General features: G+C 28.9%; 12 protein-coding genes. 3 read left to right on the forward strand and 9 right to left on the reverse strand.

Going from position 1 to position 14,617, the window contains the following annotated elements:
* Nucleotides 1–4 precede the first annotated feature (4 nt).
* Complete coding sequence (locus ACPKM0_RS02050) at nt 5–1,264, forward strand: threonine synthase (protein WP_472473132.1); 1,260 nt, start codon at nt 5–7, stop codon at nt 1,262–1,264.
* Between the two features lie 122 nt (nt 1,265–1,386).
* Nucleotides 1,387–1,848 (forward strand): hypothetical protein, encoded by a 462-nt coding sequence (locus ACPKM0_RS02055; RefSeq protein ID WP_472473133.1) that lies wholly within the window; start codon nt 1,387–1,389, stop codon nt 1,846–1,848.
* 73 nt (nt 1,849–1,921) lie between these two features.
* Here the strand turns inward: ACPKM0_RS02055 and ACPKM0_RS02060 are convergent, their stop codons facing one another.
* Together ACPKM0_RS02060 and ACPKM0_RS02065 are read right to left on the reverse strand one after the other, a co-directional pair.
* Entirely contained in the window at nt 1,922–4,381 is a 2,460-nt protein-coding gene (locus ACPKM0_RS02060; protein ID WP_472473134.1) for a DsrE/DsrF/DrsH-like family protein, read from the reverse strand.
* Nucleotides 4,368–4,742 carry a transcriptional regulator, SarA/Rot family gene (locus tag ACPKM0_RS02065; protein ID WP_472473135.1) on the reverse strand — a complete coding sequence of 125 codons (375 nt, stop codon included), beginning with the start codon at nt 4,740–4,742 and terminating at the stop codon, nt 4,368–4,370. Before ACPKM0_RS02065 ends, ACPKM0_RS02060 begins: the two co-directional genes overlap by 14 nt.
* A gap of 913 nt (nt 4,743–5,655) precedes the next feature.
* On the opposite strand from ACPKM0_RS02065, the gene ACPKM0_RS02070 reads away from it, so the two are divergent.
* Complete coding sequence (locus ACPKM0_RS02070; RefSeq protein WP_472473136.1) at nt 5,656–6,153, forward strand: hypothetical protein; 498 nt, start codon at nt 5,656–5,658, stop codon at nt 6,151–6,153.
* A gap of 15 nt (nt 6,154–6,168) precedes the next feature.
* On the opposite strand, the gene ACPKM0_RS02075 is transcribed toward ACPKM0_RS02070, so the two are convergent.
* The 7 genes from ACPKM0_RS02075 to ACPKM0_RS02105 form a co-directional block, all read right to left on the reverse strand.
* Nucleotides 6,169–6,933 (reverse strand): IclR family transcriptional regulator, encoded by a 765-nt coding sequence (locus ACPKM0_RS02075; RefSeq protein WP_472473137.1) that lies wholly within the window; start codon nt 6,931–6,933, stop codon nt 6,169–6,171.
* 196 nt (nt 6,934–7,129) lie between these two features.
* Entirely contained in the window at nt 7,130–7,879 is a 750-nt protein-coding gene (locus ACPKM0_RS02080; RefSeq protein WP_472473138.1) for an SDR family NAD(P)-dependent oxidoreductase, read from the reverse strand.
* A gap of 147 nt (nt 7,880–8,026) precedes the next feature.
* Nucleotides 8,027–9,310, reverse strand: coding sequence for a TRAP transporter large permease (locus tag ACPKM0_RS02085; protein ID WP_472473139.1), 1,284 nt, complete (start codon nt 9,308–9,310; stop codon nt 8,027–8,029).
* Between the two features lies 1 nt (nt 9,311).
* Complete coding sequence (locus ACPKM0_RS02090; RefSeq protein WP_472473140.1) at nt 9,312–9,806, reverse strand: TRAP transporter small permease; 495 nt, start codon at nt 9,804–9,806, stop codon at nt 9,312–9,314.
* A gap of 73 nt (nt 9,807–9,879) precedes the next feature.
* Complete coding sequence (locus ACPKM0_RS02095) at nt 9,880–10,893, reverse strand: TRAP transporter substrate-binding protein (protein WP_472473141.1); 1,014 nt, start codon at nt 10,891–10,893, stop codon at nt 9,880–9,882.
* A gap of 365 nt (nt 10,894–11,258) precedes the next feature.
* Nucleotides 11,259–11,546 carry a PG0541 family transporter-associated protein gene (locus tag ACPKM0_RS02100; RefSeq protein ID WP_472473142.1) on the reverse strand — a complete coding sequence of 96 codons (288 nt, stop codon included), beginning with the start codon at nt 11,544–11,546 and terminating at the stop codon, nt 11,259–11,261.
* Nucleotides 11,539–14,613, reverse strand: a complete 3,075-nt coding sequence (locus tag ACPKM0_RS02105) for an efflux RND transporter permease subunit (RefSeq protein WP_472473143.1) — start codon at nt 14,611–14,613, stop codon at nt 11,539–11,541. Before ACPKM0_RS02105 ends, ACPKM0_RS02100 begins: the two co-directional genes overlap by 8 nt.
* Nucleotides 14,614–14,617: the final 4 nt, after the last annotated feature.

Here is a 14,617-nt window from a genome sequence, read left to right on the forward strand (position 1 = left end):
TTGCATGTCCTTCATCATGAAAGGAATAAAAAAGAAAATGCGTTATACTTATGAATGTAATGATTGTAAAAGGACTTTTGAAACTGATGAAGTAGTTTATCAATGCCCACATTGTTCAAAAGATCAAGAAGCTAATACTTTCCCTAAAGGTAATTTAATAGTTAAATTAAACAAAGATGATTTAGCTAAATTAAAAGAAAAAGATCATGTTGATATGTACGATTTTTTTCCTTTTGAAGTACCAAATAAAGACACATATCCAGTTGGAGGAACTCCTTTAGCCAATCCAATTAGATTAACAAAAGAGCTAGGATTACCTAATTTAAGATGTAAACTAGATAGCCAACTTCCATCTGGATCTTTTAAAGATAGAGCATCTCAATTAATTGCAGCACAAGCTCTACATTATAATATGGATAAAATTGCTTTAGCTTCTACTGGTAATGCAGGAGCTGCAATGAGCTGTGCAGGAGCTGCTTATGGATTAGATATAGTCTTATTTGTACCTGAAACTGCACCTGTAAACAAACTAATGCAAAGTGTATTATATGGAGCAACTGTAGTTCCTGTAAAAGGTACTTATGATGATGCATTTGCACTAAGTATCGCATATACTGAACAATTTGGTGGAATTAATAGAAATACAGCATATAATCCAATGACAATTGAAGGTAAAAAAAGTATTTCAATCGAACTATTTGAACAAATGGGAAGAAAAGTGCCTGAAGTTGTTTACGTTCCTGTTGGTGACGGTTGTATTATTGGTGGAGTTTATAAAGGGTTCTACGATCTTTATGAAGCTGGTTTAATTGAAAAGATTCCACATCTTGTTTGCTCTCAATCAACAAAAAGTAATGCAATTTCTCAAGCTTTTAAAAATAATAATTACAATGCAATCGAACAAGCAACAACTAGAGCTGATTCTATTTCCGTTTCTTGTCCTGCAAACGGTAGAATGGCTGTTAATTATGTTAGAGATAGTAAAGGTTGGTGTGTTGAAGTTGATGATGAAGAAATCATTAATGCACAACTTGAATTAACTTCTAAAGCTGGAATTTTCGTAGAACCTGCAGCTGCATGTGCATTTGCCGCTCTAAAAAAAGATAATGATCATTTAAAGAAAGAATTTGGTGAAGATGTAGATGTTTGTGTTCTATTAACTGGAACAGGATTTAAAGATATGGCTGTATTTGAAAACAGAGTATCTATCCCAGAAGCAATTGAAAACAGTAAAGAAGCTGTTATAAAACGCTTTTCTAAATAAATCACTCTAAAAACAAAGTTAGTACACCCAACTCATATTATTAATAAATGAGTTGGGTTTTTATTAAAGCTTTTGACAAAAGAATACCTATAGAGTATTCTTTTATTGTTATTGGAGGAAATATGCAACAATTATTAATCGGACTTTCAATAGGTATTGCTATCGCTATTGTAGTATTAATTTCTATGAGTGCAAGAGCTCATAAAAAAGCACTCGAACATAAACAAGAAATCAATAAATTAAAAAATATGCTTACTGACAGAATGGATATCGAAAGTGAAGGTTTACAAAAGCTTAAAACTGAACTTGAAATTATAAAAAAAGAAAATGAAAATTTAAGAATTACTGTTTCAACATATTCACAAAAACCTGGTAGAAAAGAACTTTCTAGGTTCCATGTTTATCAACTAGCTGTTGATAGATTAACACTTAATTCACCAGGATTTGGAGCTGCTTGGCAAGCTGCATTAAAAGAAAGTGAAGACGAATTCCAAAAAACTTATAAAGGTATACAACCATTTATTAGAAAGGTAATTCCTTTAAAAACAGATGCTCAAATTATTAATCAAATAGACGATAAATAAACCTTAATAAAAAAACAACCTATATAAAGCTAATTGCTCATATAGGTTGTTTTTTTGTATCAATTAATCAAAATTATATAAATAAGTTTACATCACAGTGACTAGCAGCTTCATAATAAGTTGCAACACCACCAACTTCAACTCCATCTAGTAATTCTTTTTCATCAACACCCATTATATCCATAGACATTTGACAAGCAACCATTCTAACACCACTTAGGCGAGCTTGGCCTACCATTGATCTAAGTTGATCTACTTGCTTTTTCTTCATTCTTGATTTCATCATTTTTGGTCCCATTCCAGCAAAATTCATACTAGATAATTTCAAATGGTCCATATCTGATGGAAGCATAGCCCCAAACATTTTACCCATAAAGTCTTTCTTAACTTTAGTATTAGGTTTTTTTCTAAGTACAGATAAACCCCAGAATGTAAAGAACATCGTAACATCTTTACCGGAAGCTGCAGCACCATTTGCAAGAACAAAAGAAGCTAATGCTTTATCAAAATCATTTGAGAAAACAATAATTGATGCCCCATTTTTATTTTGAACTAAATCAGATTGTTTTTCTTTACCTTTTTGAATGATAGCCTCAATAACACCATTCTTTTTACTTAAATCAACTAAAGAATTATTTGTCATTTTACACCAAGAGTTTACATCTTTATGGAAACCTGGATCTGTAGCTTTAATCTTTAATACTTGACCGATTTCTAAATCATCAACTCTCTTCTTTAATTGAAGGATAGGACCTGGACATTGTAGACCACAAGCATCTACTTCAATCATATCTTCATCAGTTAAATCAATATTGAAAGTATTACAAACATTTTTTTGAAGAACATTTTCAAGTGGGATAATATGTCTAGCTTCTCTATCGTCCATGATAGCTCTAAGAGTTTTATACCCACCTGTTAGATTAGATATTTTTGTATAACCATGTTGAGCTAAAATTCTATAAGCAATATGACCTCTAAGGCCAACGCCACACATAATAATAACATCACGGTCTTTTGGAATTTCGCTTAACCTTGAACGTAATTCAGCATGAGGGATTAATACAGATCCATCAATAGAACCTAATTTATATTCATCAAGAGTTCTAACATCTAATAAGAAAGCACCTTCTTTAAGTTTCTTCTCTGCTTCACGATAATCAATAACTTGATCTAAACCATCAAGCTGATTTAATACTATAAAGCCTAGCATATTTAAAATATCTTTTGCACCATTAAATGGAGGAGCATATGCTTGTTCAAAATTCGCTAAACTTTCTACTGTAGCTCCTTGAGAAATATAAGCAGATAAAACATCTAGTTTTTTATCAACTGAAGCATAACCTACAGCTTGTCCACCTAAAAGTTTTCCACTATTTTTTTCATAAAGAATTTTTACACTGAGTGATAATGCTCCAGGATAATATCCAGCATGATGGGATGCATGAGTTACAGCAACCGCATATTCAATACCTTCTTTATCTAGCATTTTTTCATTTAGTCCAACACTACCACAATTTAAATCAAATACTTTTGCAATACTATTTCCATATGTGCCTACATATTCTCTACATGTTCCATTCACGATTGCATCAGCACATAATCTTGCCATTTTATTTGCAGGACCAGCTAAAGCAATAGCATTGCTACCATTTAGTTGTGGGGAAGGGTATTCAATTACATCGCCAATTGCACTAATGTTTTTATCACTAGTTTTACATAATTTATCAACAATGATATGGCCTCTAGGTCCTAATTCTAAACCTGCATCTGCCGCAAGTTTAGAAGAAGGTCTAACTCCAATAGAAAGGATAACCATATCAACATTTTCTATTGTAGAGTTGGGAAGTACAACATTTACTTTATCACCAACTCTATTTACAGCTTGGAGAGCTTGAGAAAGGTATAATTTAATACCATTTAAACGTAAGGTTTCATGAACTGGGGCTACCATATCCATGTCCATCGTAATCATTACTTGGTCAGCTGCTTCTACTAATGAAACATCAATACCTCTTTCAACTAAGTTTTCAGCCATTTCAATACCGATGAAACCACCGCCTACTACTACTGCTTTCTTAGTATCAGATATTTTTTCAACTACTTTATCGATATCGGGCACATTTCTAACAGTAAGAACTGCTTCATCATCCATACCGTTAATAGGAGGTATAAAGGGCTCACACCCTGGACTTAATATTAAGTTATCATATTTTTGTTCATGCTCGACTTTTGTTTCAACATTAATAGCTTTAATAGTTTTATTTTCTCTATCAATAGAAACAACTTCTGTCTCTACTCTTACATCAATATTAAATGCATTTGTAAAAGTAGAAACTGGTGTTACAAAAAGATTTTCTCTTTCTTTAATAGTACCACCTGCATAATAAGGTAATCCACAGTTAGCAAAACTAACATAAGGGCCTTTTTCATACATGACTATTGTTGCTGTCTCATCTAGTCTTCTTAAACGAGCTGCAACACCTGCACCACCTGCAACACCACCAACGACTACATACGTTTTATTGCTCTTCAATTAATTCGGATCCTTTTAATATTGCTTCTTCAATATAAGGTGGGAATTTCGCATCGCAATCATGTAACTGTGCTAATACTTTTTGACCTCTTTGAGAAAGAGAAATATGCACAACTCTTTTATCGCTACGAGAATTCCTTCGGTTTATTAGTTTTTTTGCTTCTACTGAAGTAAGCAGTCTACTTGTTCTAGAAGGTGAAAGATTCATTTGTTTTGCTATAGCAGCTGGTTCTGTAAATCCAGTATCAATGGCACATAAAATAGCCGCTTCGTTAAAAGTAACACCTACATCTACCTTTAAATGTTCTTCAACACTATGAAGATCCATTATCATTTGTCTTAAAGCACATAAGTTTATCATATTTTATTCCTCTCTTATTATTATTATAGTTACAATTTGTCTATTGAAATTATTTCAAAATTAAAAAAATTTCCATTTACAAAAAACTTCATTAGTATTTTCAATAAACATTTTCAAATTGTCAACTAAAATATAACAAAAAACATAAAACTTCAAATAAAAAACACTTTTCATATGATTTGTAAAAAAAATAGTAAACATAATGTACTTATTATTCTATCTATACCTATATAATACTTAAAGTTTGAAATTAATCAAGTAGTTGCTACTAAAAACTATATTTTTTTATTGATTTAATAATTGACGATATTTAAATTTAGATTTATTATAATAACATAAAATATAACTGACCTTGAAGAATTATCTAATTGGAAAGTGATAAAACTAATTTAGAATATTTTCTGACCTAAAAAAGAAGAGAATAATTTTTTTGTGTTTAATTCCTTTTTAATTCTTTCCCTAGTCAAAAAAGGAGCCTTTTCTCTAATTATAAATAATTTTTAAAATGTATATATTATTAAACTAGATATTAAAAATAACATCTTTTCTTTTTCTAATTCTTTTCTATCAAAATACTAAAAACTCCTTATACCCTATTTTTTTAGAGAATTAAAAATAATAAAGATTGGATTTTAATTAATAGGTTAAAGATATTAATAGTTAGAAAGTCTTTTATCTCTTATCAAGATAAAGATTTTTCTAACTTATTATTTTTTGAGTTAAATGTAGTGTTTATTTAAGAAAAAGGTTATTTATCTAATTTATTATACTTTTCAGTATTTACAGCTAAAAATGCAAGTATTACAATTTATAAGAAGGAAGAATAAATAAAGAACAATTTTTTAACTAATAGTAGAAAAAGGATTATCAATTTTCATTTTATATATATTGATATATTTAGGGGGGAGCAAATATGAATAAAAGAATCATATATTTAATTTTTATATCAACTTTTATTTTTATAAATCCTCTTTATTCCTATGAATCATTCATAAATTTAAGCGCTGATATTACTAACCAAGAAATAAGTTATAAAATGACATATAATGATGAAATCATTGAAGATTTAACACAGCCATATGAAATTCAAGCAATTACTCCATTAACAACTGATGGGAAAACAAAAAATATTGCAATTTATGCAAGTGGCAATAATTATAACTCTTTAAGCTTTAATGTCGAAATAATTCCTTCTAGTTTTATTTTATTTTATTCTGAAAATAATGACGATATATTTTACGATTCTGGGATAATACCAAGAGTTAATACTATCACCAATATTAATTTATTCCCTCAAGGTTATTTTACGAATTTATTAATATATGAATTTAATTTAAGTTGGGAAGGTAAAACTAATTTACCAGCAGGTCAATATATCAGTACTGAAACCTTAATTTATACAATTAAATAAAACTAATAAATTAAGTTAATGTTCCCCAATATATCCCATTCTTTTTGAAATTTTGTTTGCAGCTTGAGTAACAGCTAAAGCATTTATATTCATAAGATTTAATCTATCTTTACTCCATGATGTACTAATCGCAGCAATTATTTTATTTCTATAATCATATATAGGAGCAGATACACAAACAACATTTTCTTTATTCTCTTCATCGTCAATAGAATAGCCACGAGCTTTATTTTCTTCTACAGCAGCAATTAATTTATCAACAGAATTTATAGAATATGGAGTTAACGGTAAAAGTTCTACATTCTCATATAATTTTTTAATTTCATTAGGAGTATATTGCATTAATAAAGCTTTACCCAAACCTGTACAATGTAATGGCAGTTTAAAACCAATACCACAATACGCTTGTTGAGTTTTACTATCTTTCTTGTCGAGATACATTACATTATAATCATCTTTAACCCCTAAAAAAACTACTTGATTTAAATCATGAGATAAAGTCTGTAAAATAGGATCAGCTTCTGTCTTTAATTCTAAACTACTTAATCGACTACTAATTAATGATAAAAAACCTAAACCTACTACATAAACTTTTGAATTATCTAGCCTTGTTACATAATTTCTTTGCATAAGAACATTCAACAATCTATGTGTCGTACTTGAAGACAATGTCAATTTATTACTTAGTTCAGTTAAAGTCATACCTTCCTTTGAAGAAGCTAGTACTTCAAGAATATCAAAAACTCTATCAACTGATTGTACTTTTTGTTCTTTAGCCAATTTAACCCTACCTTTTACAACATATCACTATAAGAAAATAACAAATATTACTTTTTTTTTCTAGTATTATATTTTTCTATATTATTTATTAAGTTTGTAAAATAATAATAATTTTCAAAAATATTTTTTTTACAAACAATAAATATTTTAGTGTATTGGTATTAATACATATCAATACACTATTAATTATAAATTTCTAAATAAAATCCTGACCTCCATTAACTTGGATTATTTCTCCAGTTAAAAAGGATGCATCTTCACTTGCTAAAAACTTAATTACTGAAGCAACTTCTTCAGGTTGTCCAAATCTTTTTAGTAAAATATTATTTTTCCAAGATTGAAATACTTGAGGATTAGTCTTTTTAATATTTTCATGAAATGGTGTATCAATAGTTCCAGGACTTACCGCATTCACTCTAATACCATATTCAGCTAAATCTTTTGCTAGTGCACGAGTAAGAGTTACAACTGCAGCTTTTGAGGTACCATAAATACCTGCTCCAGGACCACCTGCATTCCAAGCCGCATTAGATGCAAAATTAACTACACTTGCATTTTCACTCTTTTTAAGCATTTTAATGGAAGCTCTTGTTGTAAAAAATGCACTATCCAAATTCAAAGCCATAACAAATCTATAAAAAGATGTTTCCATTTCTTCAAACCTAGATCTACCACCTAATCCTCCAGCACAATTAATTAAAACATCTAACTTTTCATATTTTTTTTCTATAACAGCCATTTTTTCATTAACTTCATCTTCTAAAGTTGAATCAACTTTATAAAAATCAGCATTATAGCCTAAATCTGTCAATTCTTTTAACTTTGCTTTACCTTTTTCTTCATCAATATCTGTAAAAATTACATTATCACTAAGAGAACAAAATTCTTTTACAATTGCAAAACCTATACCACCAGTTCCACCGGTAACTAAAACATTACGTTTCATAAATACCCCTTTATTTATTATTTATAAATATTTCTTCAATATTTAAAATTATGATTTAATCATTACTAATGAAAAAATATTTTAATACAATGCCATAAATATATTTAATAAATAGCATATCTCAAATTTGAATATCCTAATTTAAAATTAAAAAGCTATACTTGGTAACCATGTAGAAACAGAAGGAACAAAGGTTATCAATACCATAACAAACACATTACATGCTACAAAAGGTAAAGCTTTTTTGGATATTTCCATAATTTTCATATTACATATTTTATTTGCAGCATTTAAGCACATACCAACAGGAGGAGTAACTAAACCAATTGCTAATCCAACTATTAATAATGCACCAAGTTGTAGTGAACTCATTCCTAATTGTCCCATAACAGGAATTAATACAGGTCCTAACAAATAAATTGCAGGAGCTACATCTACAAAAGCACCGACTAATAAAATGATTATATCAACAAGAATAAATATTACAAAAATTGGAACATTTAAATTCACTAAAAAACTTGCAATATTTTGAGGAACATGTTCGACTGATAATATCCATGTATATATAGTTGAAAAACCAACAATGTAAAGTACAGAACTTGAAAATCTAACAGTGTTTTTAATAGCTTTCCATACATCTGTAAAATTTAACTCTTTGTAAACAAACTTACCTAATATAAAAGCATATAATACAGCAATACCTGCAGATTCTGTTGCAGTAGCAATACCAAAAGATACAGATAAAACAATTATTAATGGCATAGCAATCGCTAATAATCCATCTGCAAATTCTCTTAAAAATACTTTCCATTCAAAAGGAGCTTTTTCTTTACTTAAATACCCTTTTTTCTTAGAAATAAAATGAACAACAACAACTTGGGTCAAACCAATTAATATACCAGGAATAGCTCCTGCTAGAAATAATGCTCCAATTGAGTCATTAGATATCATTGCATACATTAACATCGGTATACTTGGAGGAATAATCATTCCCATAGTAGAAGAAGCAACTGTTACCCCTGCTGAAAAACCTTTATCGTAACCTTTATCTTCCATTTCAGGAATAAGAATAGATCCTAATGCTGAAGTATCAGCTACAGAAGAACCTGATATACCACCAAAAATCATACTAGCTACAACATTTACTTCTGCTAAACCACCTTTAAAAGGTCTTACAATATATAAACAAAAATTAATTATTCTTTTAGTAATACCTCCATGGTTCATTAACTCACCAGCTAAAATAAACATAGGTAATGCAGTTAATACAAAGCTATAACAACCAGCCCAAACTCTTTGAGGTAAAATTCCAATTAAACTTGGTTTCATTATTAAAAAATATAATAAACCTGAAGCCCCCATAGAGAAACAAAGAGGGACACCTATTACTACAAGTAATATAAGACTTCCTAATAAAATAGTAATACCCATACTACATTCCCTCCACTATTTGTTTATTAGTAATTAAAGAATAAATTCTTACTATTATGCTTATCACGCAATAAATACAGATTATTGTACACGATATAGGAATCATAGAATAAAAATACTTAATTGGTACTCTCATACCATTTGTAAGAACATTGCCTACTTTGCTAATCCAGAAAAGACTTAATTTTGTCATATAGAATTCAACAAAAAGAATAACAAAATCTATTATAATATTCATAATTTTACGTACTTTAGGTGAGAATTTTTCATAAACAAATTCAATTCTTATATGCTCATCTTCATGAACACATAACACAGCACCATAAAAACTCGAAGCAATAAACAACATTGTTATAGCCTCTTCAGCCCATATAAAAGTGATTCCTAGCACATAACGTAAAAATACAGATATAATAACTAAAATAGTCATTAAGAAAATTAAACATCTACAAGCTTGATCAAAAAAGGCATATAGATGAGATAATATTTTTGACATAAAACACCCTTTTATTATCCCAAGATATATATAATATCAAGGGATAATATATTTGAATTAATTCTTATAATTATTAATTATTAGCAATTCTACGAATTTCATCTAACTCTTCTTGAGTAATAACACCTTCTTCAATGTAATAATCATAAACAGGTTCACAAGCTTCGATAAATACATCTCTTTGTGCATCTGAAATAGTATTTACAATCATTTTTGATGAAAGAACATCATAAGCTGTTTTAGAGTCACCAGCTAATAACTCATCATTTAACAACATTGATTCATGAGCACAATCAACTAAGATTTCTTGTAAATCAGCATCTAATGAATTATACCAATCTAATGGAACATATAACATTTCAGCATGATATTGATAATTTACTACTGATAGATATTTTTGTACTTCATATAGTTTTTTAGATTCAATGTTTGTAAATGGATTTTCTTGACCATCAGCAACACCTGTTTTTAAAGCCATATATAATTCACTAAAAGGAATAGAAACTGGATTACCACCTAATGTTCCAACAATTTTAATAATACTATCCATTGGAGGTGTTCTTATTTTTAATCCTTCTAAATCAGCAGGTTCTTCAATTGGACGAACATTATTTGTAAATTGTCTAAATTCTCCGCTATCACCAACAGCTAATACTTTAATTCCATTTGCTTCAGTACATTTTACTAAATCAGCAACATAATCACTACGAGTTACTTTATGTACTTGTTCCATATCAGAAAATAAGAAAGGCATAGTAAATACTAATAATTGAGGTGAAGCATCTTCAAAAGGACCACATTGTAAACCTTCTAATGAATTCATTTTTATTGCTTCTAACATTTGCATTTCAGTACCAAGTTCACTAGATGGATATAGTTCAACATCGATTCTTCCACCAGATCTCTCTTCAACATTTTTTTCAAATAAAGATAAAGCTTGATGACGAGCAGTATCAACACTAAAGCTATGACCAATTTTCATAGTAATAGGTTCAACGCTATCAGAAGAACTTTCTTGTTGTCCATTTGCCATTAATGGTAGACATGCAAATAATACAATACCTAATAATAAAAAACCTTTTTTCATTTTTAAACTCCTTTTATATTAATAAATGAAAACATTGTAATTAATAAAACTATCTACTTTTTTTTAATTAATTTTGAGTCACTAAATTACAAAAAATAGTCAAAAAAAATAAAAAAATAATGTCTAATTACAAAATTAGCGTAAATCTGTTTTTTCCATATGTCAACAAAAAAAATATATTTTTTCCCATATTATAGAAAAATACTATATTTTAAAGGATATAAAAGTTAAATTAAAATTTTATACTTAACAAAAAGTAAGTTATAATAAATAACAGTTTTCTTTCTAGTAAAAAATAAGCACCCCAAATTAGTATATTACAAACTAATTTTGGGGTGCAAAAGAATATTTATCAAATCTTATAACTAAATCTCATTGAAAGCTATATAGAACACTTTTATTCCTTCTATTTTGAATTTCTTTTTTATTTCTTTAATAGAAGTTATCATTTTTTCTCCAGTAGAATCATCTGTATAAATTATATAGACAAAATTTTCTTCTGGCCAAACATTATCACCCATTCTTGGATCTGAGTTACCACGACCATGGACATTATTCAATCTTGTATAATTAAAGCCTTCTTCAACATCATTAAGGGCTTTATAGATGTCACTTTCTACCGTATTATTTGCTATTATTTCTAATCTAATCATGATATTTCCTTTTATTTAAAACAGCAAATAACAATGGTGTAACAAATAATGTCATTATTGTACTTGCTAATAATCCACCAATAATTGTTTGGGCAATTGGTTGAACTTGCTCAGTTCCTGCTCCTCCAAAAAATGCTAATGGAATCATACCCAAAATAGTTGTTGTTGCTGACATTAATATAGGTCTTAATCTACTACCTGCAGCACTAATACAAGCATTTCTAAGAGATTTACCTCTTTTTAACTGTAAATTAATATAGTCAACTAAAACAATACCGCTATTTACTACAAGCCCAACTAATACAACGACTCCTACAGCACTCATCATACTAAATGTATTACCTGTTAGTTTATAAAACCAAATAATACCTATAAACATTAGTGGAATTGAACTTAATACTATTAATGGATCTTTTAGTGATTCAAATTGTGCTGCCATGATACCAAAAACTAATAAAATTGCAATTATTGCTATTATTGAAATTTGAGTAAACATATTATCAATATCTTCAAAATCTCCACTTAAAGTATATGAAACACCATCAGGGATTACTAATTCATTTTCTAATATATTTTCAATATCCACTTGGGCTTGTGAGGAAGCATATCCATCAGCTAAAGAACCTGTTACATGAACAACATTTGTTCCATCTTCTCTACTTATTGATATTGGGGAAGTTGATTTTATTAGTTCCGCAACATTTGAAACTGCAATCCGTTGCCCTTCATCATTTGTTACAAAGATTTTATTTAAATCTGGTATATTAGATCTATCTGAATCTTTTAATATTAATTGAACATCTAGTTCATCACCACTATCTTTATAAACAGTAGCTGTTGTACCATCGATACATGCTGCAATTTCACTACCAATAGTATACATATCAAGACCTAAATCGTAAGCTCTTTCTCTATCTATAACTACTTCATATTGAGGTAATCCATCATCCATATCAGTTACAGGTTCAGTAATATTATATAAAGTTTCTTCAATCTTTTCTTTTACCAATGTGGCAAAAGAAGAAGCATCTTCTAAACTATCTGATTTTATTAGGATATCTACAGGATCATCATTACTCATTCCAGGCCCATTAGAAGTAAATTCAACACTAGCACCAGCAAAATCATTAAAATGTTCCCTTAAAATAGACTTCATATCGTCAACTGTTACACTTTGATCAACAGCATCTGGGAATATTAAATCTATCGTTGATTTATTAGTATAAGTTGTAGCTCCAAAATATGCTGACTCCCCTATTGTTACAATCATATCATTATAACCACCAACTTCTTTAATAATATTAACTAATTGCATTGTATCTATTTCAGTCTCATCTAAAGTTGTTCCTGTAGGTAATTCAAGAGAAACACTTAATGAATCTGAACTCATATTAGGAGCTAGAATTATTCCTAATGAACTAAACTGATATATTGATATCATTAATATTAATAAAACTAATAATAATGTTTTCTTTTTATGAGTATATAACGCGTTTAGTTGTCTTTCATAAAGTTTATCAATACTTTTAAAGAAATTTTCAAATATCTTATCTATTTTTTCTAAGAATCTATTCTTGATACCTTTTTGAGTTCTTGTATATATTTTTAAATAATTAGCAGAAACTGAAGGAACTAATGTTAAAGCCACTAAAAGTGAAACTAATAATGCTATAGCTATTGTCCATGATAATGCAGAAAGCATTGTTCCAAACCCTTCTAATTTATCAGAAAATAAAATTATAGGAATAAATACACAAATAGTTGTTAATGTTGAAGCTGTAATTGACATCTTCATTTCTTTAGTTCCTAACTCTGCAGCTGCCTTTAACTTCGTACCACGTTCTCTAAATTTAAAAATATTTTCTTGAACAACAATTGAACAGTCAACAACCATTCCTAGCCCAAGTATTAATCCAGTTAATGTCATTAAATTTAAAGATAGACCCATAAAATACATGAATAAAATGGTAATAAATATGGATATTGGTATCGATAGTGCAATTATTAAAGTACTTGACCAGTTTCTTAAAAATATAAACAAGACTACCATTGCAAGTAATATACCTTCAATTAATGCTAGATAGGTTTGATTAAGGACTGCAGATATTTCTGAAGAATCATCTGATATAATATTAAGTTCAACTCCATCTGGCAATTGATTATTAATTGAAGCTAATGAAGCATTTACTATCTCTGAAACTTCTACACTATTTGCATCAGATTCTTTTGTTATAGATAATTGAACTCCAAATTTATCATTTATATATACTCTATCACTCTCATCTGTATATCCAAACTCAATATCCGCTATATCTTTTAGTAACACATTATCCTTGATTATAACATTAGAGACTTCTTCTAAAGAGGAAAATTCTTCATCCGTTCGAATTATATAATCTTTATCACCTTCTACAATATCACCAGAACCAATTTGATAATTTTGATTATCAAGAGCTGCTGCAACTTCAGTTAATGAAATGTTGTAAGCCTCTAGCCTATTTTGAGAAACTTCAACTTTAACAATTTTATCTTGTCCACCTTGAACTGAAACTGAAGAAACACCCGTTAATCTTTCTAATAAAGATTCAACTTGATCTGTAGCTACTTCATATAATTCATTTTGAGAAATATCACCATCTAGTGCTAATGTCATGATTGGCATATCTGAGGAACTCATTTTATATAATACAGGAGTAGAAGCATCATCAGGTAACATATCTACTACTTGGTCTCTTTTATCTCTTATATCATTTGTAGCATCGTCTAAATCTTTTGAATAATCAAATTCAAGATTAATAACAGAAACACCTTCTGCTGAAGTTGAAGTAATTGTCTCTAAATCACTAACATTAGATAATTGTTCCTCTAATATTTCAGTAACATTTTCTTCTACATCTTCAGGTGCAGCACCATTATATGTAGTACTAACCATAACAACGGGCCTATCTGAATCAGGAAATAATTCTACAGGTATTTGAGGAACTAAGAAGCAAGCTAAACCTATTAATAAAGTAAATAATATTACTACTGCAACTGGTCGATGGACTACTGTTTTAGTTAAATTCATAATC

Origin of the sequence: Pleomorphochaeta sp., from assembly GCF_050031695.1 — a bacterium.
Classification (GTDB): Bacteria; Spirochaetota; Spirochaetia; order Sphaerochaetales; family Sphaerochaetaceae; genus Pleomorphochaeta.